Annotated in this window: 21 protein-coding genes; 14 read left to right on the top strand and 7 right to left on the bottom strand. The window is 66.1% G+C overall.

The features are described 5' to 3' along the window. Positions 1 to 1,263: 1,263 nt before the first annotated feature. The 4 genes from QBJ92_RS08485 to QBJ92_RS08470 form a co-directional block, all read right to left on the bottom strand. Positions 1,264 to 1,557 carry a hypothetical protein gene (locus QBJ92_RS08485; protein WP_277969248.1) on the bottom strand — a complete coding sequence of 98 codons (294 nt, stop codon included), beginning with the start codon at positions 1,555 to 1,557 and terminating at the stop codon, positions 1,264 to 1,266. Between the two features lies 1 nt (position 1,558). Beyond that, entirely contained in the window at positions 1,559 to 1,750 is a 192-nt protein-coding gene (locus QBJ92_RS08480) for a DUF6771 family protein (protein ID WP_277969247.1), read from the bottom strand. 234 nt (positions 1,751 to 1,984) lie between these two features. Further along, a complete protein-coding gene (locus QBJ92_RS08475; RefSeq protein WP_277969246.1) occupies positions 1,985 to 2,497 on the bottom strand; it encodes a GNAT family N-acetyltransferase in 513 nt (170 codons plus the stop codon). Then, entirely contained in the window at positions 2,494 to 2,997 is a 504-nt protein-coding gene (locus QBJ92_RS08470) for an SH3 domain-containing protein (RefSeq protein WP_277969251.1), read from the bottom strand. The genes QBJ92_RS08475 and QBJ92_RS08470 overlap by 4 nt, the downstream gene beginning before the upstream one ends. A 99-nt stretch (positions 2,998 to 3,096) precedes the next feature. On the opposite strand from QBJ92_RS08470, the gene QBJ92_RS08465 reads away from it, so the two are divergent. After that, complete coding sequence (locus QBJ92_RS08465; RefSeq protein WP_277969245.1) at positions 3,097 to 4,095, top strand: 2-hydroxyacid dehydrogenase; 999 nt, start codon at positions 3,097 to 3,099, stop codon at positions 4,093 to 4,095. 34 nt (positions 4,096 to 4,129) lie between these two features. On the opposite strand, the gene QBJ92_RS08460 is transcribed toward QBJ92_RS08465, so the two are convergent. Next, positions 4,130 to 5,089 carry a hypothetical protein gene (locus tag QBJ92_RS08460; protein WP_277969244.1) on the bottom strand — a complete coding sequence of 320 codons (960 nt, stop codon included), beginning with the start codon at positions 5,087 to 5,089 and terminating at the stop codon, positions 4,130 to 4,132. Between the two features lie 156 nt (positions 5,090 to 5,245). Then, the gene (gene uvrC / locus QBJ92_RS08455; protein WP_277969243.1) at positions 5,246 to 7,168 is read right to left on the bottom strand and encodes an excinuclease ABC subunit UvrC; all 1,923 of its coding nucleotides are present in this window, start codon (positions 7,166 to 7,168) and stop codon (positions 5,246 to 5,248) included. A 226-nt stretch (positions 7,169 to 7,394) separates the two neighbouring features. On the opposite strand from uvrC, the gene QBJ92_RS08450 reads away from it, so the two are divergent. The 11 genes from QBJ92_RS08450 (at position 7,395) to QBJ92_RS08400 (ending at position 17,141) form a co-directional block, all read left to right on the top strand. After that, entirely contained in the window at positions 7,395 to 7,775 is a 381-nt protein-coding gene (locus QBJ92_RS08450; protein WP_277969242.1) for a hypothetical protein, read from the top strand. A gap of 126 nt (positions 7,776 to 7,901) precedes the next feature. Beyond that, positions 7,902 to 8,876 (top strand): alpha/beta hydrolase, encoded by a 975-nt coding sequence (locus QBJ92_RS08445; RefSeq protein WP_277969241.1) that lies wholly within the window; start codon positions 7,902 to 7,904, stop codon positions 8,874 to 8,876. Positions 8,877 to 9,014: 138 nt separating this feature from the next. Then, positions 9,015 to 9,776, top strand: coding sequence for an SGNH/GDSL hydrolase family protein (locus tag QBJ92_RS08440; RefSeq protein WP_277969240.1), 762 nt, complete (start codon positions 9,015 to 9,017; stop codon positions 9,774 to 9,776). A gap of 83 nt (positions 9,777 to 9,859) precedes the next feature. Then, entirely contained in the window at positions 9,860 to 11,407 is a 1,548-nt protein-coding gene (locus QBJ92_RS08435; RefSeq protein WP_277969250.1) for an alpha-L-fucosidase, read from the top strand. Further along, positions 11,404 to 12,636, top strand: coding sequence for an L-fucose:H+ symporter permease (gene fucP / locus QBJ92_RS08430; protein ID WP_277969239.1), 1,233 nt, complete (start codon positions 11,404 to 11,406; stop codon positions 12,634 to 12,636). Before QBJ92_RS08435 ends, fucP begins: the two co-directional genes overlap by 4 nt. Next, a complete protein-coding gene (locus tag QBJ92_RS08425; protein ID WP_277969238.1) occupies positions 12,633 to 13,613 on the top strand; it encodes an aldo/keto reductase in 981 nt (326 codons plus the stop codon). The genes fucP and QBJ92_RS08425 overlap by 4 nt, the downstream gene beginning before the upstream one ends. After that, entirely contained in the window at positions 13,610 to 13,909 is a 300-nt protein-coding gene (locus QBJ92_RS08420) for a UxaA family hydrolase (protein ID WP_277969237.1), read from the top strand. The genes QBJ92_RS08425 and QBJ92_RS08420 overlap by 4 nt, the downstream gene beginning before the upstream one ends. Beyond that, positions 13,906 to 15,108, top strand: a complete 1,203-nt coding sequence (locus QBJ92_RS08415; protein ID WP_277969236.1) for a UxaA family hydrolase — start codon at positions 13,906 to 13,908, stop codon at positions 15,106 to 15,108. The genes QBJ92_RS08420 and QBJ92_RS08415 overlap by 4 nt, the downstream gene beginning before the upstream one ends. Then, on the top strand, positions 15,105 to 15,833 hold the full coding sequence (locus QBJ92_RS08410; RefSeq protein ID WP_277969235.1) for an SDR family oxidoreductase: 729 nt from the start codon (positions 15,105 to 15,107) through the stop codon (positions 15,831 to 15,833). The genes QBJ92_RS08415 and QBJ92_RS08410 overlap by 4 nt, the downstream gene beginning before the upstream one ends. 121 nt (positions 15,834 to 15,954) lie before the next feature. Beyond that, positions 15,955 to 16,797, top strand: a complete 843-nt coding sequence (locus tag QBJ92_RS08405; RefSeq protein ID WP_277969234.1) for a fumarylacetoacetate hydrolase family protein — start codon at positions 15,955 to 15,957, stop codon at positions 16,795 to 16,797. Continuing rightward, entirely contained in the window at positions 16,797 to 17,141 is a 345-nt protein-coding gene (locus tag QBJ92_RS08400) for an L-rhamnose mutarotase (protein WP_277969233.1), read from the top strand. The genes QBJ92_RS08405 and QBJ92_RS08400 overlap by 1 nt, the downstream gene beginning before the upstream one ends. Positions 17,142 to 17,153: 12 nt before the next feature. Here the strand turns inward: QBJ92_RS08400 and QBJ92_RS08395 are convergent, their stop codons facing one another. Continuing rightward, the gene (locus QBJ92_RS08395; protein WP_277969232.1) at positions 17,154 to 18,776 is read right to left on the bottom strand and encodes a DUF5597 domain-containing protein; all 1,623 of its coding nucleotides are present in this window, start codon (positions 18,774 to 18,776) and stop codon (positions 17,154 to 17,156) included. Between the two features lie 214 nt (positions 18,777 to 18,990). On the opposite strand from QBJ92_RS08395, the gene lldD reads away from it, so the two are divergent. Further along, positions 18,991 to 20,145 (top strand): FMN-dependent L-lactate dehydrogenase LldD, encoded by a 1,155-nt coding sequence (lldD, locus tag QBJ92_RS08390; protein WP_277969231.1) that lies wholly within the window; start codon positions 18,991 to 18,993, stop codon positions 20,143 to 20,145. A 71-nt stretch (positions 20,146 to 20,216) separates the two neighbouring features. Further along, the gene (locus QBJ92_RS08385; protein WP_277969249.1) at positions 20,217 to 22,496 is read left to right on the top strand and encodes a TIM-barrel domain-containing protein; all 2,280 of its coding nucleotides are present in this window, start codon (positions 20,217 to 20,219) and stop codon (positions 22,494 to 22,496) included. Positions 22,497 to 22,577 lie beyond the last annotated feature (81 nt).

Here is a 22,577-nt window from a genome sequence, read left to right as displayed (position 1 = left end):
CCCAGAAGCAGCCATGGTGACACTGGGCTGCTTGGCTCATACGCATCACGAGAGTAGCGAGTTACGATGCAAGCTGACCCTCTAACGCCACGCATCTTTGCGTTTATAGTTTTGACTTTTGCGGGCCTTAACGGTCTGGCGACTACATATGCATCGATCAGGTTTGGCGCCGGCCCAAATTTCGGGATGGCCACTCTAGCAGTTATCTGCCTACCGCCCGCAACGTTAATTGGTTGGCGGCTGTGGCCAGTCATTCGCGATATGTATCGAGGCACCGGGACAGCAGCGCGTTGGAGCGCTAGGGCTTCAGCGCTGTCTATGAGCTCTGGATTGGCTGGATCAGCCATCGTTGCTGCTCTTCTGTGTAAACCCGACGCGATCATCGATCCGCGCAACGACTGGGCAATCTACATGGCGACTATCCTGCTCGGAGCGGGGCTCCTCTCCGCATTCGTTGGCGGAGTAATCCAGGAACTTGCCAAACCGCCGGTTTAGCGGCGACGCGAGACAAAGACTCAATCTGTGGCGACGCAGCCAATTCCTGCTGACGGTAGCGGCTATGTCTGCTCTCCACCACTTTTTGCCGTTCGGGAGCGGGCGGATCAGCATTGCGCGTCCGTCGCACCGAATATAATTTCTGTATCACGGTGCGTACGTTTCCCGCATCGATCCGTCTCACGCAATGTGAGCGGGAAATTGCCCTTTATTGCAGTTCCAATCGATCATCATTGCGAGCCGCTATAGGTAGCGCGCACTCTTACCCAGCGACATTTTGTAGTCGGAGCTACTTTGATCAATGACTTGATTCGTTTGAGGCTCATGGGACTCCGCTTGTTCCAGAAATGGGCGACCCGCTGCCGGGCCGCCCACCTTACATCAGAACCAACCAAACAGGTGAAATACCATCGCAAACAACGCTACGGGGATCGTGATCCCGAAGTCCGCTCGGAAGGTCTTCCCGTTTGGCTCGCTGGTCGCAACGCAAAGATTCAGCTTCATAGCTTCTCCTTTACATTTCGCGTGAGGCACTGATGAGTCGATGCACGCGGTTGACCAACGGAAGCGCAATTTCCAGTTTTAAGCAGTCCGGTTGGCACGCTTCCACCTCGACTGCGACAACCATCCTGAGCTTTGTACTCCGCACCATCAAGCTTCTAAATTCGAGACCGGCAGTAGCACCACGAGATGTCAGCTATCTCCGCGACACCGCAAAAAGCGGACGGTCCGCTCCCCACCAATACTAAACAACATCCCAAGCCCCCCTCACCCCCGCAACCGCCGCTGCATCCGCTTCCACGCCGCCTCGTCCGCCCCCCAGTCCGGAAAGGTCGGCGGCAGCGGCGTGGGGCGGATCCGCATCGGTCGCCCGCCGCAGTGCGAGCAGCGCAAAAACCCCGGCAGCGCATCGACCGTCCCGTGCAACCGCTTGAGGAAGCACCACCGCGCGAGCCGGTCGCAATGCACCACGCCCTGATGCGCGCAGGAACCGCAGACGCAGCCGACGTTCATCTGGTGCCGGGTGAAATCGAACAGCGTCCGGAATTTTACCGTGCCCACCTCAAAGCGGCAGCGCCATCTGGCGCGGGTCGCCATCGCCCGGGAACCCTTCGAGCGCGCACACGATCGTGCGCGCCAGTTCGGCGGCAGCGGCTTCGCGGATGCGTTCGCTCGGGGCGGTCAATCCGACTCGGGCGAAGCCGCTGCTGGTCAGGAGGGCGTGGGCGATCAGGGCGCAATCTGGCTGGGTCATGCGCCACTTGTTCCCTATATGTTCCGATTCGTCCAGCCCGTTTTATCCGAAGCGATCGGCAGTGATCTGTAAGCAGGGACAATTCGCAAAGCGCATCGGTGCGCGCCCGACTGACCGGCTGTCCTACAACCGCGGCACGGCGTAGCGGGAAGGACACGCTCTTTGACAGCATCGGCCCCGCAGTCTCGCCTCCCGGAACAGCGCCGCAGGCACAGCGATTCCGCCTGACTTTCCCTAACCTTCCGCGCCCCGCCCCCCGGCGGCCTCCGCGAGATCCATGGTAAAGTATTGCGCAAACACAAGATCGTCATAATCGCCAAACGGCGCGCATTCCACGAACCCCGCGCGCCGATACAGCGCATGCGCGGCGGCGAACGGCGCGTTGGAGCCGGTCTCCAGGCTCAACCGGCGACACCCCCGCGCCCGCGCCTCGGCGATCAGCCGGTCGAGCAGCACCGCCGCCACCCCGCGGCGCAGCTGCGCGGGCGCGGTGCGCATCGACTTCACCTCGCCCCAGGTCGGATCGAGCTGCTTGAGCGCGCCCATCCCCAGCAGGACGTCACCCTCCCACGCGGTCCACACCGTCACCGCCGGATCGCGCAACCCGCTTGCGTCGAGCGCGAACACGCTTCCCGGCGGGCTGTTCTCATGCGCGGCGCGCAGATGCAGGTCGAGCAACGCCAGCACGTCCGGGTGCGTCAGGTCGTCCCGCCGGATCGTCCAGTCGCGCCCGCCCCGCGCGCTCACGGCAGCGATTCACCCGCTTCGCTGCCCCACACCCGCATCTGCTCGACGAACCCGCCCCGCCCATGGACATCGAAATAGCACCAGCCGCCGGCGCATTTGCTCAGCCGCCCGACCACCCCGGGCGCCGCGCGCCAGACGATCCGCCCGTCGCCATCCGGACGGTCGCGCAGTTCGGCGACCGCGCCCGTGACCAGCGCGGTGCGCGTCTCGCTCACCAGTCCGCCCATCATCCAGCCCTGCGTGCCGCTCGGGTCCTCGACCTTATACCACTGGCCCCGCTGGAACACGCCGATCACCTTCACCGGGAGGTCGGCGCGTTGGTAGAGCCAGCTGACCGGATAGGTGCGCGCCGGCCCCGTCCGCATCCGCGCCTTCTTCGCGCCGACCGAGGCGTAGAACGGCAGCTTGCGGTCGGCCATCGCCGCGCCGGCCGGGCTGAACGCCGCCACGCCCATGCCCATCGCCCCGATCACCAGCGCAGCGCGCCCCCCGATCCGCATCGTCTTGTGGTCATGCATCATCCCTTGCGCTTATCGCGTTTCCATGCGGCGCTTCAACACCCGTTGACGCCGCGCGGAGCCTCCGCCAAGCCATGCCGCATGGCTGAGACGAGACGTGTCCCCAACCCGCGCGTGGTCGTGACCCGCGAATTGCCCGATGCGGTGATGCAGCGGATGGAGCAATTGTTCGACGCGAGCATTCACCGCGGCGCGGTCGCGCTTTCGCGCGCAGAGCTCGCCGCCGCGATGGCCGAGTGCGACGTGCTCGTCCCCACCGTGACCGACGAGATCGACGCTGCGCTGATCGAACAAGCCGGCCCCCGGCTGAAGCTGATCGCCAATTTCGGTGCGGGCGTGAACCACATCGCGCTCAAGGCGGCACGCGCGCGCGGCATCCTCGTCACCAATACGCCGGGCGTGCTGACCGAGGATACCGCCGACCTGACGATGGCGCTGCTGCTGTCGGTCCCGCGCCGGCTCGCGGAGGGGGAGAAACTGGTCCGGTCGGGCGCATGGCAGGGCTGGACGCCCGGCGGGATGCTCGGCCACCGGATCGGCGGCAAGGCGCTCGGCATCCTCGGCATGGGGCGGATCGGCCAGGCGGTCGCGCGGCGTGCACGCGCGTTCGGGCTGTCGATCCATTACCACAATCGCCACCGCCTGCCCAAAGTGGTCGAGGCCGAGCTCCAGGCGCAATGGCACCCGAACCTCGACGAGATGCTCGGCACGATCGACTTGCTGACGATCCACACCCCGCGCAACCCGGACAGCGAGGGGCTGATCGACGCGGATCGGATCGCGCTGCTTCGGCCGCATGTCTATGTCATCAACACCTCGCGCGGCGGGATCGTCGACGAGGATGCGCTGGTCGGTGCGCTCGAAAACGGTCGGCTGGCGGGCGCCGGGCTCGACGTGTGGCAGCACGAACCGCAGATCGACCCGCGGCTGCTCGCGCTCCCCAACGTGGTGATGACCCCGCACATGGGCTCCGCGACGTTCGAGGGGCGGCTGGCGACGGGGGAGAAGGTCATCACCAACATCCGCATGTGGGCGGACGGCCATCGCCCGCCGGATCAGGTGCTGGAAGGCTGGGCCTGAACGACGCGCGCGGTCCGCGGCAACGCGCCGCCGGTTACACGCGCGACGGCGGGATCAGCCGCCACGGCAACGGCAGGCGCTGCCGCCACGCCGCCGCGTCGCGCTGGCGTTGCGACAAGTCGGTGGTCAGCGCCGCGATATCGTGCCGCGACAACCCCGAGCGGTAGCAGAAATACGGCCGCTGCGGCACGCGCGCGAAATAGCTGTAGAACAAGGCGGCACGATCGCCCCCCGTCGCGGGCTTGCCACGGTGGAAGAACCGCGCCGTATCGGCGACCACCACCGTACCCGCCACCCCCTCGCACGTGATCGGATGGACACCCAGGATCCGCCCGTCGATCTCTCTGTCCTCGCGATCGTCGAGATAGAAGCGATCGTGCCGACCATCGGCATCCGCCACCGGGCCGTCCGCCGGCAGCAACTGGAACGGCCCGCTGTCCGCATCGACATCGCTCAGATACACCGCCAGCTTGATCATCCGGCGATCCTCCCGGTCGCGATGCCATTTACGCGTCGACACCGCGCGCCCGTCGGCGACCGTATATTGCAGGTTCACCCCGTCATAGGCGACCGGCAGGCCGAGATAGGCTTCGGCGAGATCGAGCAGCACGGGATGCAGCCCGAACTGGTAGATCGCGGGGTTCGCGGCAATCTCCGCAGGCGGCACTTTCAGGAATTCCTGGCCCGCGCGGGCTTCCGCGCGTAACCGATCCGCCCAGCGGGCCACAAGCGCGGACGCATCGGCGACCATCGCCGCCGAACCATCGAGGCCGAGCGTCGCCAGATCGGTCTGGAACACGCCATCCGCCTCCAGACCGTGAACGATCTCCGCCACGATCGGAGTCAGCCCGGGCAAGCGGGCCCGGTGCCGTGCGCGGTCGGCGTCGTAGCGGCGCTGGCGTGCGGCGTGGATGACTCGCGTCTGCGCGAGGGTGGCGGCGATCCGCCACGGGACGGTCCCTGCCCGTCGTTTAAGTCCCTGCAGAACGTTCATGCGGCTACGCCTTACACAGCTCCATAACGAAACCGTTCCGCGGCCGATACGATGGCCGTCGGGTCCCCTATGCGCGCAATCGCCCGATCTGCCTATCGTTCGAAGATAGCAGGTGCCCCAACCTCGGACGACAGCTCGCCAGGAATGCAAACGGGCTCAACGCGTATGGAAGAAATCGTACAGTTGCTGCGCCACCGCCGCGCTGACCCCAGGCGCGCGTTGCAGGTCCGCAAGGCTCGCGTTGCGCACCGCCCGTGCGGTGCCGAAGTGCATCAGCAACGCCTTCTTCCGCGCCGGACCGATGCCCGGCACGTCGTCCAGCGGCGACGCGCCGATCGCCTTCGCACGCTTCGCCCGGTGCGCACCGATCGCGAAGCGGTGAACCTCGTCGCGCAGGCGTTGCAGGTAGAACAGCACCGGCGCGTTGACCGGCAACTGGAACTCGCGCCCGTCGAGCATGTGGAACACTTCGCGCCCGTCGCGGCCGTGGTGCGGCCCCTTGGCAATCCCGACGAGAACCACATCCTCGATCCCCAGTTCCTCGAGCACGCCCTTCACCGCATTGAGCTGCCCGCGCCCGCCGTCGATCAGCACCAGATCCGGCCAGTCACCCGAATCGCGATCGGGGTCGTCCGCCTGCGCCCGCGCGAAGCGACGCCCGAACACTTCGCGCATCATCCCGAAGTCGTCGCCCGGGATCGTATCGGGGTTCTTGATGTTGAACTTGCGATACTGGCCCTTGCGGAACCCCTCGGGCCCCGCGACGACCATCGCGCCCAGCGCGTTAGTCCCCTGGATATGGCTGTTGTCGTACACTTCGATCCGATCGGGCGGTTCGGGCAGGTCGAACAGCTCCGCCACTTCGCGCAGCAACTTGGCCTGCGTCGTGCTCTCCGCAAGGCGCCGGTCGAGCGCTTCCTCGGCATTGCGCTTGGCCTGTTCGAGCAACTGCCGCCGCGACCCGCGCTGCGGCATCGACAGCGCGACCTTGAACCCCGCCTGCGCGCCCAATGCCTCGCCGAGCAGCGCGGCTTCGTCCAACTCACGGTCGAGCAGGATTGTCCGCGGCGGCGGAACCTCCTCGTAAAATTGCGCGAGGAAGCCCGAGAAGATCTCGTCCTCGGGAACGTCCGCGGTATGCGCGGGGAAGAAGCTGCGATGCCCCCAATTCTGCCCGCCCCGGATGAAGAACGCCTGGATCCCGATCACGCCGTTCTTGCACGCCATCGCGAAGATGTCCGCGTCGCCCAGCCCTTCCGCGTTGATTGCCTGGCTCCCCTGGATGAACGTCAACGCACGCAGCCGGTCGCGAATGATCGCGGCCAGTTCGAAGTCCATGTTCTCCGCGGCGATCTGCATTTGCGCGCCGAGCTTGGCCTGCACCTCGGTCGACTTGCCACCGAGAAACGCCTTCGCGTCCGCGACAAGCTCGGCATAGCCCGCTTCGTCGATCCGCCCGACGCACGGCGCCGAGCACCGCTTGATCTGGTACAACAGGCACGGCCGGTCGCGGTTCTTGAAGAAACCGTCGGTGCAGCTGCGCAACAGGAACAGCTTCTGCAACGCGTTCAGCGTGTTGTTGACCGACCCCGCGCTCGCGAACGGCCCATAGTAATTGCCCTTGGCGCGCCGCGCGCCGCGATGCTTCTGGATCCGCGGATAGGCATGATCCGCACGTAACAGGATAAACGGGAAGCTCTTATCGTCGCGCAACAGCACGTTGTACGCGGGGCGATAGCGTTTGATCAGCTGCGCCTCGAGCAGCAACGCCTCCGCCTCGTTGTTGGTCGTCACGATCATCATCGACCGCGTCTGCGCGACCATCCGCTGGAGCCGCTTCGACAGCCGGTCGACCTGCGTATAGTTGGTCACGCGGTTCTTGAGCGCGCGCGCCTTGCCGACGTACAGCACGTCGCCGCGCGCATCGAGCATCCGGTACACACCCGGCCGGATCGGCAGCGTCGCCAATACGTTGCGGATCGCGGCAACCCCCGCCTCGATATCGGGCGCGTCGCTGCCGCGGACGGTGAAGGTGGCCTTGTCTTCGTTGAAGCGGGTCGGGGCATTGGGATCGGACATTGCGTACGATCTAGGGATTCGTGCGGGCCGACGCCACGGGTTCGTTTGCCCGTCGGCCAATAAGGATGCCACGACGTCCAGGGCCGGTGGATACACGCTTCCCAACGCTGCGGCCCGGCGCGGGTGACTGATCCTTATCAATGCGAATACCGAGGCTTAGCGCGGACATTTTACGCGCACCCTGTCGTTTCATCGCTCGCCATTACGGCACGTCGGAGATGGAAACATGGCTCTTAAATTCGCCGGAACGATGAATGCGATCAATCGCGGTCTTGATACGACCAAGGCGACCAAGGGCGCCGACATGATCGAGGATTGGGAAGCCGCGCTGGCCGACGTGGACACGTCGGGCGCCAAGGGCATTCTCCGCGACCTCGGCTCGCTCCGCAAGCAGCTCGAGCGCGACGAACCCGACGCCGACCGAGTTCATGCGCTGCTCCACCGCCTCGGCATGGCCACGACCAAGATCGCCGAGAAGGCGGATTCGTCGCAGGAGAAGTTGAAGGCATTGGGCGAGGCGCTCACCGAAGCGGGCGAAGACTCGCCTGACGAGGAAGAGGACACCGCCGCCGCCGCCGCCCCCAAGCGCGCGCGCAAGAAGGCCTGATCGGCACGGATCGAAACACCACCCGCCGTCTCCACCGAGACGGCGGGTTTTTCGTGTTCGGACACATCCGTTCGACAATCCGCGCGGCCTGACGGTACATCAAGCAATCACGCGAAAGGGACAGCCATGCCGACGACCGATCCGACCCGCCGAACGCTGTTGATCGGGAGCGCCGCGCTCTGCACCCTCGCCGCCGCCCCGCTCCCAGCGCAGCCGTCGCGCGACGAGATCGTCCCGCTCTGGCCCACGGCAATCCCCGGCGATCGCCGCAGCAAGATTACGCCGAGCGTGGAAGAGCGCAGCAAGGACCCGAGCCACCCGGATCGGTGGCTGCGCGGGGTGCTGAGCCCGGTTCTGACCGTAAAGCGCCCCGCTCGCCCGAACGGTTCGGCGGTGCTCGTGATACCCGGCGGCGGCTATGGCTTCCTGTCCTACGACAACGAAGGGCTGGAACAGGCCGCGTGGCTCAACGCGCTAGGCGTCACGGCATTCATCCTGCAATATCGCTTGCCGGCGGAAGGCTGGAACGATCGCGCGTTGGTGCCCTTGCAGGATGCGCAGCGGGCGATGCGGACGATCCGTGCCGGGGCGACCCGGTTCGGGATCGACCCCGCGCGCGTGGCGACGCTCGGCTTCTCGGCGGGCGGGCATCTCGCGGGATCGCTCGCGACCCGCCATGACGAGGCGACGTACGCGCCGACCGACGCGATCGACCGGGAGTCGGCGCGGCCCGATTATGCCGGGCTGATCTACCCGGTGGTCAGCCTGGAGGCGCCGTTCACGCACGGCGGATCACGCGATTCGCTGCTCGGCAAGGACGCGCCCGTCGCGCTCCGCCATGCCGCCTCGGTGGAAACGCGCGTGACGGCGACGACCCCGCCGATCTTCCTCGCGCATGCCGCTGATGACGATCTGGTGCCGGTCGCCAACAGCATCGCGCTGTTCACCGCGCTGCACGCCGCCGCGCGCCCCGCCGAGCTGCACGTGTTCGAAGGCGGCGGGCATGGCTTCGGCACACGGCTTCCCCCGGGCAAACCTGCGTCCAAATGGCCAGAGCTGTTCATGGCCTTCGGAACGAGCAAGGCGGTCTTCCCGGTCTGAATATCCATTCCGTCCGCGAAAGTTGCTGTTCATATATAAATGTAGTCTTTATGCTTGCTCCTCACAGGGTCGGGTCGCGGCTCGACGCTGGAGGAGGTGGAGATGCGCTGTTCCGCATGGATGTCAGGAGGGCTGGCGATGCTGGCACTGACCGGCGCCTACGCGCAGACCGCCATACCGGGCGATCCCTATGCGAGCGATCCGGTCGGCATCGTCGCGGAGCCTTGCGTCTCGCACCCCGCCCCTGACGGCGCGACAGGAGCCCAGATGGCCAACCTCCACCGGCTCGCGCGCGATTTCGCCCAATATTGCCGCTATGCTGTCCAGAATCGGTCGCTTGCCGGACAGAAGGTGCGGGTCGTCTTCATGGGCGACTCGATCACCGACAACTGGATCCGCGCCGATCCGGACTTGTTCACCAAAGGAATGGTCGATCGCGGGATCAGCGGGCAGACCACCCCGCAGATGCTCGTCCGGTTCCGTTCCGACGTGATCGCGCTCAAGCCGCAGGCGGTCCACATCATGGCGGGCACCAACGACATCGCGGGCAACACCGGCGCGGCGACGATCGAGACGGTCGAAGGCAATATCCAGAGCATGGCCGAACTCGCGCGGGCGCACGGGATCAAGGTGATCCTCGCCTCGGTCCCGCCCGCCGCCGCCTTCCCGTGGCGCCCCGACAAACAGCCTGTGCCCCAGATCGCCGCGCTCAATCGCTGGTTGCAGGGCTATGCTAAGGCGAACGGCTTTACCTATGTCGACTATCACGCCGCGCTCGCTACCCCCGACGGCGCGATGAAGCCCGGCTACGCCAGCGACGGCGTCCACCCGACCCCGCAGGGCTATGCGGCGATGCGCCCGCTCACGCTGGCTGCGGTCGCAAAAGCGCTCGGCACGTGACGCCAGCCGCGCTTACCCGCCGGTCGATCCTCGCCGGGCTTGCCGCGTCCCCGCTGGCGCACGCCGCGCTGGCGAAGAGCCCTATGGGATTGACCCGCGGCCCCGTCCAGCCGACCTGGCCGTCGCTTGTCTCCAACTATCGCTATCCCGACTGGTTTCGCGACGCGAAGCTCGGGATCTGGTCGCATTGGGGACCGCAATCGGTTCCCGAGCAAGGCGACTGGTACGGCCGCTTCCTGTATATGCAGGGCCACCCGATGTACGAGCATCACCTCAAGACCTACGGCCATCCGTCGGTTGCGGGGATGAAGGACATCCAGCACCTGTGGACCGCCGACCGCTGGGACCCGGACGCGCTGATCGCGCGCTACAAGAAGGTCGGCGCGCGCTATTTCATGGCGCTGGCGAACCACCACGACAATCTCGATTGCTTCGACAGCCGGTATCACGCGTGGAATTCGATGCGCGTCGGCCCCAAGCGCGACATTGTCGGCACGTGGGAGAAAGCGGCGCGCAAGGCCGGGCTCAAGTTCGGCGTGTCCAACCATTCCGCACACAGCTGGCACTGGTATCAGACCGCGTATGGCTACGACCCGACCGGGCCGCGCAAGGGCGACCGCTATGATGCGTTCCGGCTGCGCAAGGCGGACGGCAAGGGCCAGTGGTGGGACGGGCTCGACCCGCAGGAACTCTACACCGGCGGCCATGCGGTGATGCCCGACGGGATCGACACGATCCCAGCGATGAAAGACTGGCACGAAAAGAACGACGGCCAGTGGATCGAGACCGGCCCGACCGACGACCCGCGCTACGTCACGCGCTGGCTGCTCCGCCAGACCGACCTGGTCGACAAGTACAAGCCGGACCTCGTCTATTTCGACGATTACGGCCTGCCGTTCGGCCCGATCGGGCTGCAGGCGGCGGCGGACTATTACAACCGCTCGATCGGCTGGTCAGGCAAGATCGACGTCGCGCTGTTCGCCAAGCAGCTGAAGCCGCACGAACGCTTCGGCGTGGTGCAGGATGTCGAGCGCGGCTTTACCGACCATATCTGGGACGAGCCGTGGCAGACCGATACCTGCATCGGCGACTGGTTCTACAACGTCGCGCGGCTTAACGACAAAAGCTACAAGACCGCCGAGCAAGTGGTCCAGCGGCTCGCGGATGTCGTCTCCAAGAACGGCAATCTGCTGCTGTCGGTGCCGCAGCCCGGCCACGGCGCGATCGATGGCGAGGAGGAGAAGATCCTCGACGCAATGGGCGACTGGACCGCGGTCAACGGCGAGGCGATCTTCGGATCGCGCCCGTGGCGACGCTATGGCGAAGGCCCGACCAAGCTCCAACCGGGCATGCAGAATGAAGCGGGCGCGGGGGATTTCACCGCACGCGACGTGCGCTTCACCACCAACAAGGGTGCGCTGTACGTACTCTTCCTCGGCTGGCCGAGCGGCACCGCCACGGTGCAATCGCTCGCGCTTGGCCGCGCGCCCGGGGGGATCGAACGCGCGACGCTGTTGGGCGGCGGCCCCGTCCGCTATCGCCGCGACGCTGCAGGCCTGCATATCGATCTACCGCCCAAACCCGCTGGCGGGTTCGTCCCCGTAATCCGGCTCGATGGAGATTTTGCATGAACCGGACGGAAACAACGCGCGCGTCACTGGCGGTGCCGATCGTCCTGATCGTCGCCCTGTTCTTCCTGTGGGGCGTCGCGAACAATCTCAACGACGTGCTGATCTCGCACTTCAAGGGGCTGTTCAGCCTCGGTGACTTCGGCGCGGGGCTGGTGCAGTCGGCCTTCTATCTCGGCTATTTCTGCCTCGCCATTCCGGCGGCGCTGTTCATGCGCTCCTATGGCTATCGCGCGGCGGTGCTGCTCGGGCTGATCCTCTACGGCGCGGGCGCATTGCTGTTCTGGCCCGCCGCGAGCGCGCTCAGCTATCCCGCCTTCCTCGCCGCGCTGTTCATCATCGCAAGCGGCCTCGCCTTCCTTGAAACGTCGGCCAACCCGTTGATCGCGCGGCTCGGTAGCCCCGAGACGGCGTCGCGTCGGCTGAACTTTGCACAGGCGTTCAACCCGCTCGGGTCGATCACCGGCGTGCTGGTCGGCCGCGCCTTCATCCTGTCGGACAGCACCGTCGAACAGCTCGACCGCACCCAGGCAGCGGCGGCGGTGCAGATGCCCTATCTTTTCATCGGGATCGGCGTGCTGGTCTGGGCCGTGCTGATTCGCCTCGCGAAATTCCCGCCGATCGCGACGCAACCCGATGTCGAGGAAGGCGTCGGCGCCGCGTCCGATTTCGCCTGGCTGTTGCGCTCGCCGCGCTTCCTGATGGGGGTGCTCGCGCAATTCTTCTACGTCGGCGCGCAAGTCGGCGTCTGGAGCTTCCTGATCCGCTATGTCGAGACCGTTCTCCCTGGCACTCCCGCGACCACCGCGGCGGGATATCTCACCGCGTCGCTGATCGCGTTCCTGGTGGGCCGGTTCGTCGGCGTCGCGCTGATGGGACGGGTTCGCCCGCTCCTGCTCCTCGCGATCTTCGCGACGGCGGCCGCAATCCTCTGCGCGATCGCCGGGGTCGTCGGCGGCATGACCGGCGTGCTGGCGCTGGTCGGCAGCAGCTTCTTCATGTCGATCCTGTACCCGACGATCTTCGCCGAAGCCGTCGACGGGCTGGGCCCGCGCACCAAGGCCGGATCGGCGTTGCTGGTGATGGCGATCGTCGGCGGCGCGGTGTTCCCGGCGGTGATGGGGCTGGTGTCCGACGCCGGCGGATCGATCGTGGGCGCGATGCTCGTCCCCGCCGCCTGCTTCCTGGTCGTGCTCGCGTTCGGCCTGTTTCACCTGCGGAGGCCCGCATGATCACCCTTCCCCCGATCGGCATGGGCTGTGCGGGCATCGGCAACCTGTATCGGCGCGTCGACGACCATGTCGCGACCGAGACGGTGGCCGCCGCGCTCGATGCCGGAATCCGCTATTTCGACGTCGCCCCGCATTACGGCTTCGGCCTCGCGGAAACTCGGCTCGGTGTCGCGCTCGCGGAGCATGACCCCGAAGGCCATGCGCTCATCTCGACCAAGGTCGGCCGCCTGCTCGAACCGACCGACAGCGACGCGACCGAACGCCACGGTTTCGTCGGTGCCCCCGCGCTCGAACCCGTGTTCGATTATACGCATGATGCGGTGCTGCGCAGCCATGCGGAGAGCCTCGGGCGGCTAAAACGCGACCGGATCGACATCCTGTTCGCGCATGACCTGGGGGTGGAAACCCACGGCGACGCCGCCGCGCGGCACATGGCCGATTTCCTCGATGGCGGGTATCGCGCGCTCCGGGTCCTGCGCGACGCAGGCGCGATCGGCGCGATCGGGATCGGCGTCAACGAGGTCGCCGTCTGCCACGAAGTGCTCGACTCCGCCGAGTTCGACATCATCCTGCTCGCGGGTCGCTACACGTTGCTCGAACAGGACGACGCCCTGTCCCTGATCGAGCGATGCGCGGCAAGCGGAACACGACTGGTCGTCGGCGGCCCGTACAACAGCGGCATTCTGGTCGAGGGCAGCCGCAGCGCGCGCCATTTCAACTACGCGCCCCCACCGCCCCACGTCGTAACGCGCGTGGCCGCGCTGGAAGACGCGTGCGCCGAATTCGACGTGCCCCTCCCCGCCGCAGCGCTCCAGTTCCCACGCCGCAACCCGGTCGTCGCCAGCACGATCCCGGGTCTGGTCGGCCGCGACCAGGTCGAGGCAACGGTGCGCTTCGCCGAATGGCCGATCCCCGACGCTTTGTGGGACCGCCTGACTGCCACCCTCACTCCCGTATCGGACGTCTTCGCTTCATGACCGCCATATTGCTTCATCCCAACGACAATATCCTCGTCGTCACCGCCGCGATCGCGCCCGGTGACGCCGTCCCGATCGACGGCGTCGCGGTTATCGTCCCGATGGCGGTGCAGGTCGGCCACAAGATCGCGCGCCGGGCCTTGAGCCTTGGCGAGACCGTCATCAAATACGGCGCCCCGATCGGATCGATGACCGCCCCCGCCGCCGCCGGCGACCACGTCCATCTGCACAATATGAAGAGCGACTATATCGCGTCGCACATGCGCGACACGCTCGAACGGAGTAGCGAGTCATGATTTCAGCCTGGTCCCGCACCGACGGCCGCAAGGGCATCCGCAACGTCGTCGCCGTCGCCTATCTGGTCGAATGCGCGCATCACGTCGCGCGCCGCATCGTCGACAAGAGCGACGATCCCGACATCCAGCTGATCGGCTTCCCCGGCTGTTACCCCAACAGCTATGCCGACAAGGTGATGAAGGCGATCGCGACGCATCCCAATGTCGGTGGGCTCGTCATCATCTCGCTTGGCTGCGAGAGCTTCAACCGCGAGGGCCTCGCCGCCGCGGTCGCCGCCAGCGGTCGCCCAGTCGAGACGCTGGTGATCCAGCAGAACGGCGGCACCGCGTCGACCATCGCCGCGGGGCTCGCCGCCGTCGCGCGCGTCAAGGCGATTGCGGATGCCGGCCCACGCATCCCGATGGCCCCCAGCGAACTCGTCATCGGTACGATCTGCGGCGGGTCGGACGGGACCAGCGGGATCACCGCCAACCCCGCGGTCGGGCGCGCGTTCGATCGCTTCGTCGCGGAGGGTGCAACCTGCATCTTCGAGGAAACCGGTGAACTGGTCGGGTGCGAGGCGATCATGTCCGATCGTGCGATCACCCCCGAGCTAGGCGCGGAACTGATCGCGAGCGTCGAGAAGGCCGAACGCTATTACACGATCCTCGGCTTCGGCAGCTTCGCCCCCGGTAATGCCGAAGGCGGCCTGACGACGCAGGAGGAAAAGTCGATGGGCGCCTATTCCAAATCGGGCAGCTCGCCGATCTCGGGAATCGTCAAGCCCGGCGACGTGCCCCCTTCGCCCGGGCTCTACATGCTCGACGTCGTGCCCGACGGCGAGCCGCGCTTCGGCTTCCCCAACATCTCGGACAATGCCGAGATCGTCGAACTGATCGCGTGCGGCGCGCACATCAACCTGTTCACCACCGGGCGGGGATCGGTCGTCGGCTCGGCGATCTCGCCGATCATCAAGATCTGCGCCAACCCCGAGACCGCGCGGCGGCTGGCGGACGACATGGACATCAACGCCGGTCGCATCCTCGAAGGTGCCGCGACGATCGAGGAGGTCGGCACCGAAATCTACGAACGGACGCTCGCCGTCGCCGCGGGCGAACGCAGCGTGTCCGAAGAGCTTGGCCACCAGGAGTTTATCTTGACCTACAAGAGTTTCGAACCCGTCGGTCCCGCCTGCCTGCCGCGGAGGCAGGCGGCATGAGCGGACGACTGAACGGCAAGACCGTCTTCATCACCGCCGCCGGACAAGGCATCGGCCGCGCGAGTGCCGAACTGTTTCTTTCGGAAGGCGCGACCGTCATCGCGACTGACATCGACGCGGCGAAGCTGGAGGGGCTCGCGTGCGAGACCTTTGCGCTCGACGTGCGCGATGCCGCCGCGGTTGCCGCCCTGCCCGGGCGGACCGGCCCGGTCGACGTGCTGATGAACAGTGCGGGCGTCGTCCACAACGGCACGATCCTCGAGTGCGATGAGGACAGCTGGGCGTTCGCCAACGACCTTAACGTCACCGCCATGTACCGCACGATCCGCACCTATTTACCGCTGATGCTGGATCGCGGCGCAGGCAGCATCGTCAACGTCGCCTCGATCGCGAGCTCGGTGAAGGGCATCCCCAACCGCTTTGCCTACGGCACGACCAAGGCGGCGGTGATCGGTCTGACCAAAGCGGTCGCGGCGGATTTCGTCGCGCGCGGGGTGCGCTGCAACGCGATCTGCCCCGGCACGGTCGATTCCCCCTCGCTCCAGCAGCGGCTGCGCGATACCGGGGATTATGACCAGGCCCGCAAGGATTTCACCGCGCGACAGCCAATGGGACGGCTCGGCCGCCCCGAGGAAGTCGCCGCGCTGGCGCTGTACCTCGCCAGCGACGAATCTGCCTTCACCACGGGTCAGGCGCACATCATCGACGGCGGCTGGATCAACTGAGGCTTCGGTACGACGCCCCCTTCCGTCCTTCCTTTCCTACACCCCGCATTCCCCTTACCTTCGTCCTCCCCACGAAGGCGGGGATGACGGAGCCTAGAGACCACCTCCCAGGAGTTTCCCCATGAAGTTAGTTCGCTACGGCACCCCAGGCGAAGAACGCCCCGGCCTGATCGACGCCAACGGCACGCTCCGCGACCTGTCGGGTGAAATCCCCGACGTGATCGGCGCCACGCTCTCGCCCACGATCCTCGCCGATCTGGCGAAGCTCGACCCCGAGACGCTCCCGCCGGTCGAGGGGAATCCGCGTTTCGGCGCATGCGTGGGCCAGGTCGGCAAGTTCCTGTGCATCGGCCTCAACTATTCCGATCACGCCGCCGAAAGCGGCATGACCGTCCCGCCCGAGCCGGTGCTGTTCACCAAGGCGACCAGCGCGATCGTCGGCCCCAACGACACCGTCCGCATCCCGCGCGGATCGACCAAGACCGACTGGGAAGTCGAGCTCGGCATCGTCATCGGCACCGCCGCCAAATACGTCTCGGAGGCGGACGCCCCCGCGCACATCGCAGGCTATTGCCTGATCAACGACGTGTCGGAGCGCGAATACCAGCTCGAACGCCACGGCACCTGGGACAAGGGCAAGGGCTGCGACACGTTCGGCCCGATCGGCCCGTGGCTGGTCACCCCCGATGAAGTCGGCGATCCGGACGCGCTGCACATGTGGCTCGAGGTCAACGGCCATCGCTATCAGGACGGCACCACCGCGACGATGGTCTACAAGCCCGCGTTCCTCGTCAGCTACCTCAGCCAGTTCATGACGCTCCACCCCGGCGACGTCATCACGACGGGCACTCCGCCCGGCGTCGGCATGGGCCAGAAGCCGCCGGTCTATCTCAAGGCGGGCGACGTGATGACGCTCGGGATCGAGAAGCTCGGCGAACAGCGCCAGGAAGTCACGGCAGACTGATGCAACAGGTCCTGCTGCTCGACCTCAAGGATGATCCCGCCGGGATCGCCGAGTACGAACGGTGGCACGCGGCGGGCAATGTGCCCGCCGCGGTGACCGCGAGCATCCGCGCTGCCGGAATCCGCGACATGCGGATTTTCCGCGCGGGGAATCGGCTGGTGATGCTGATGGAAACGGGGCCGGACTACGACCCCGCCGCCAAGGCCGCGAGCGACGGCGCGAATCCGGACGTAATCGCGTGGGAAACGCTGATGAATCGCTTTCAACAGGCGTTGCCCTGCGCGAAACCTGGCACGAAATGGACGGAAACGACGCAGATTTACGCGCTTTCCGACCAGGGCTGACGCGCTCCGGCGCTATTCGTACCGCCCCGTCGTCACGCGCAACAGCACCGGCCGATCGACGAACGTCAGCCCGTAATCGGTCTGGTCCCCGTTCCACACCCGGTCGACCACGAACCCACTTGGGCTGAGCCGCCCCTCCTCGACGCGCAATATCAGCGCGTTCTTGGGGGCGCCTGCCCCCGGCGTGAAGTCGACCCGGACATGGTCGCCCGCCACAAGATACTGATCCGGCGCGATTTGCGCGACGACCGCGCCACCGATCGGTTGCGAAGCCCAGGCGGGCGGTTCGGATTTGATCCACGTGTCGGTGCGGTGCCCGAACTGCCACTCGCCATAGCTCGCCGTGATCTTCCATCCGCCGAGCGTGGTCGATTGCGGCGTGCCGTCGTCGGGCTTGGCGCTGCCCCACGTCGGATGTTCGAACGCGATCTTCGCCCATGCCCGCTGCATCCCTGCAAACACCTGATATGGCGTGGCAAATGCATCAAGCGTGGCGTCGTCGAGCGTCTTCGCGCCCAGCGGATAATTGGTATAGCCAGTGTCATCCATCCCGAACGGCGCAAAGCCGATCGCCCCGCGCCCGAACGCCGCCCAGGCATAGCGCGCATATTCCGCCGCATTGCCAATCTCGGGCACTGCCAATGGGTTATCGGCCCGGCGATAGGCGTCGAGATAGGCGAACACCTTCGCACTCTTCCGCTCGTAAATATCAGGCGCTTCGAAATCGATCGCGGGTGCCGCCGCCTTCCAGATCTCGATCACGTCCTGCTGCGGCCCACCACTCGCTACCGCCGTCGGCGCGGGCACTTTGAACGGATCCGACAGTGCCGCATTAACGTACAACGGCAATGGCTTGATCGCCTTTCCTGCCACAGCCAGCGCGTTGCAATAGGCCGCGGTATACCAGGTATTGAACGCCCGATCCGCCTGCGCGCCATAGGCCTGCGCCCACGTCCCCTTGCGCCCGAGCTTTGCGGGCACCGGTCCCTCGAACAATTTCTGCGCCGCCGGGCCAAAATCGCGCGGCACCGCATAGCTGCCGGTCTCATTCTCCACCTGCACCAGGATCGTGGTGTTCTGCCGGTCATGGTCGCGCAGATAAGTGATAAGCCCCAGGAACGCCCGCTTGTCCGCTTCCAAAGTCGTCTTCGCATGCGGCGACAGCACGTAATGGTCTGTTCCGTCCGGCTTTTTCATGCGCGGAAAGCGCCGGTTATCCTGCTTGACCCAATCGGGCACATAGCCGGGGCCGGTGTTCTTGTACGCGCCGAACCAGAGGAGCACGAGCCGCTTGTCGTGCGCACGCGCCTGCTCCAGCAACGTCTGGACGAAGCCATAATCGAACCGCCCTTCAACGGGTTCGATCTGCTGCCACGCGACCGGCACCTCGACCGTATTGGCGTGGATCCGGTCGAGCATCGGCCATACCTTGGGAAGCGCCGACGCGTAATTGCTTGAATTGTTGACCTGCGCACCGAGCATCAGGAACGGTACCCCGTCGACGATCAGCGCATGACGTCCGTTCCGCGACACGATGTGCGGCACGTCGCTCGACTGCGCCGAGACGGGTATTGCGGCAAGCACCATGCCTGCAAGCGCGATGCACGCTACCGCCTTAAACGGTTCGATCGTCATGGTTCTTTCCTCTCCCCGTGGCGCGGTCTTTCCGCACGTTTCCGGACGCTACCGCTTTCTCCAGACAAAAGTCCCGCACACAATGCGGTGGTACGATCGGGAGGGATCGCATTGACGCTTGCGCCAGTGAAGTGATTGCCCATAGGTGAACGAAGGGACCAGACGCGCGGATAGGCGTCAACTGCTCGAGCGCAGTATCCGCTAGGGGAGCAGAATGGCAAAAGCCGCAGCAGTGCTGGACTATCGGGCCCGCGCGCAACGCCGCCTGCCGCCGTTCCTGTTCGAATATCTCGACGGCGGATCGTATGCCGAAGTCACGTTGCGCCGGAATGTCGCGGTGCTCGAACAGCTTGCGTTGCGCCAACGCGTGCTGACCGACGTGTCGTCGATCGACCTGACGACCCGCGTGTTCGGGATGGATCAGGCCCTCCCCGTAATGCTCGCACCGATCGGCCTGGCCGGCATGAACGCCCGGCGCGGCGAAGTGCAGGCCGTTCGTGCCGCCAATGCGGCGGGCGTTCCGTTCTGCCTGTCGACCGTCAGCGTCTGTCCGCTCGCCGAAGTCTCCGCCGCGACCAAGGCGCCGTTCTGGTTCCAGCTGTACATGATCCGCGACCGCGGGCTGGTCCGGGCGCTGCTCGACGAGGCGCAGGACCTCGGCTGTTCGGCGCTGGTGTTCACGGTCGACATGCCCGTGCCGGGCGCGCGCTACCGGGATTACCGATCCGGTTTGGCGGGGGCGCCCGGCTTGCGCGGCGCCGCACGACGCTTCGGCCAAGCGCTAGCGCACCCCGACTGGGCGGTTGACGTCGGCCTGCGCGGTCGTCCGCATCATCTCGGCAACGTCGCCCCCGCGCTGGGCGACAAGACCGGGCTCGAAGATTTCCTCGGCTGGATGCGGACCAACTTCGATTCCAGCGTCACCTGGCGCGAACTCGACTTCATCCGGTCGCACTGGAAGGGGCCGCTGATCATCAAGGGCATCCTAGACCCGGCCGATGCGCGCGCTGCGGCGCAGACCGGTGCGGACGGGATCGTCGTGTCGAACCACGGCGGCCGCCAGCTTGACGGCGTCCCCGCCACCGCGGATGCACTGCCGCCGATCGTCGACGCGGTCGGCGACGCGCTCACCGTGCTGGCCGATGGGGGCGTGCGCTCGGGCCTGGACGTCGTGAAGCTGCTGGCCTTGGGCGCAAAGGGTGTCCTGCTGGGACGCGCCTGGGCTTATGCGCTCGCCGCGGATGGCGAAGCGGGCGTTGCGCACATGCTCCAGTTGATCGAAGCCGAAATGCGCGTGGCAATGGCACTGTGCGGTCGAACGCGCATTGCAGACATCGACCGATCGATGCTTGTATCTGACGAGATCTGAAACGGGGGTTTCCAATGAGCGACGCCGCGACATCCAAACGCCCTCTCGCGCGCTGGACGGGCGCGGCGGCGATGGCGCTTCTCCCCCTCGCAGCGGCGCAGGCCGAGCCGATCGCGACGGTCGATCGCAACGGCAGCCTCGTCGCGATCGAAGCCTATGCTCCCAACATCGTGCGCGTCACCATCGCGCTCGACCGCGCGCAGGCCGATGCGGCACCCGGCCCCGGACCCAACGCCAAGGCCAACGCTACCGGTTGGACGCACCGGACCGACGCCTCGGGCGACGTGTTCGCGTCCTCGGCGCTGTCGCTGACGGTTGCCGCGCAGCCTTGGCCTAAGCCGCCATCACAGATGGAACGCTATTTCGCGCCATCGCTTCCTCCCGTCACGATCACCATCGCCGGCACCGATGGTCACGTCATCACCCAGATGAACGGGTGGGAGATGGCGCCGCATACCGTATCGGGCGAAAAGACCTTCAAGGTCGGTGCGAGCTTCGCCGCGCCGCTCGACGAGCATTACTACGGGCTCGGCCAGAACCAGGAAGGCAAGCTCGACCTGCGCGGACGGACGATCGACTGCCGCCACAATTACGATGCGCCGGCTGGCGAGACGGTTTGCGTGCCCTTCCTCGTCACCAACAAAGGGTATGGGATCGTCTGGGACAACCCCTCTACCACCACCGTCTCGCCGGGACTGAACAACAGCACGCACTGGCAATCCGAAGTCGGTGAGCGCGTGTCGTTCTTCGTCATCACGGGCGACACGACCGATGCACTGTACGCTGGCTATGCGACGTTGACGGGGGCGACGCCGCTCCCCCCGAAATCGGCATTTGGCCTCATCCAGAGCAAGGCGCGCTACGAGAGTCAGGCGGAGCTGCTGGGCGTTGCGGAGGGCTATCGCAGCCGCGGCTATCCGCTTGATACGATGGTGCTCGACTGGTTCTATTGGACCCGGATGGGCCAGCTCGACATCGATCGAAGCGCTTTCCCGGATCCTGCGGGCATGAACGCCAAGCTGAAGGGCCTGGGGATGCGCAGTATCATCAGCGTGTGGCCGCGGTTCGAGAAAGAGTCGCGCTACTACAACATGCTCTCCGCAAAAGGCTGGTTGCTGCACGACGCGGACGGCAGCGTCGTCGACGGCTTGCCGATCCGTTCAGACCGGGCGGGCGCACTGCTCGACAGCACCAACCCCGACGCCCGCAGCTGGTTCTGGGACCGGATCCGCGACAACATCGCGTCGCAGGGCTTCGATTTCTTCTGGCTCGACGAAACCGAGCCGGATCTGGTGCCCGACGGCCATCAGTTCGCGATCGGGTCGGGGGATCGCTACCACAACCTCTTCCCGCTGGTGCACACCGCCAGCGTCGCGGAAGGGTCCGCAAAGGACCGCCCTGATCTCCGCAACCTGATCCTGTGCCGCGCCGCCTATCTCGGGACGCAGCGCAACGGTTGCCTGTTCTGGTCGTCCGACGTCCAGGCGACGTGGGAGACGCTCAAGCGCCAGGTGCCGACCGGCATCAACTTCACCGCCTCCGGCATGGCCTATTGGAGCAGTGACACGGGGGGCTGGCAATATCCCTCCGGCCCCAAGGCGCAGCACCCCGTCCTGCTCGATCCCGCCGGCGCAACCGCGATGGGGGCGAGCTATCCGGATTACCCCGAGCTGTTCGTCCGCTGGTTCCAGTACAACACCTTCACCCCGACGCTGCGCATTCACGGCCAGCGCCCGGCAACCGCGATCTGGGAATATGGCAAGGCGGCCGAGCCCGTGCTCGCGCAATATCTGCGGCTGCGCTACGCGTTGATGCCGTATCTCTACGCCATGGCGCACCAGACCAACCAGACCGGCGCGCCGTTCATGCGCGCCTTGTTCATGGACTTTCCGAACGATCCCAAGGTCGCCGACATGGGCGACGAATATATGTTCGGACCCGCCTTCCTCGTCGCGCCTGTCACCGACCAGGGCGCGACCAGCCGCCCGGTGTACCTGCCGGCCGGCGCCGACTGGTACGATTACTGGACCAATGAACGCCATACGGGCGGACAAACCATTACCGCCGCGGCGCCGATCGACCATATCCCGCTGTTCGTCCGCGCCGGATCGATCATCCCGATCGGCGTGCAGGTCCCGAGCACCGCGACCCGCCAGACGCTCGACAGCATCCGGGTCTATCCCGGGCGCTCGACCAGCTTCACGCTGTACGACGACGATGGCGTCTCGAACCGCAAGACCGGCAGCAGCGCCGTGCTCCGCTGGGACGACACCGCCAAGCGGCTGACCGCATCGGGCAAGCTTCCGACCGGGCAGGACGTCGCCGGGTTGGTCAAGGTAATGGCGCGTTGACAGCACCCGGTGGAGGCGCGGCTGGTGCGCTTTCGCCACGCTACGCTAAAGTCGCGCCCTGCCACGGGCAAACCGGGAACG

The sequence above is a fragment of the Sphingomonas echinoides genome, from assembly GCF_029623395.1.
GTDB lineage: Bacteria > Pseudomonadota > Alphaproteobacteria > Sphingomonadales > Sphingomonadaceae > Sphingomonas > Sphingomonas echinoides_A.
This window is presented reverse-complemented; position numbering and strand designations above follow the sequence as displayed.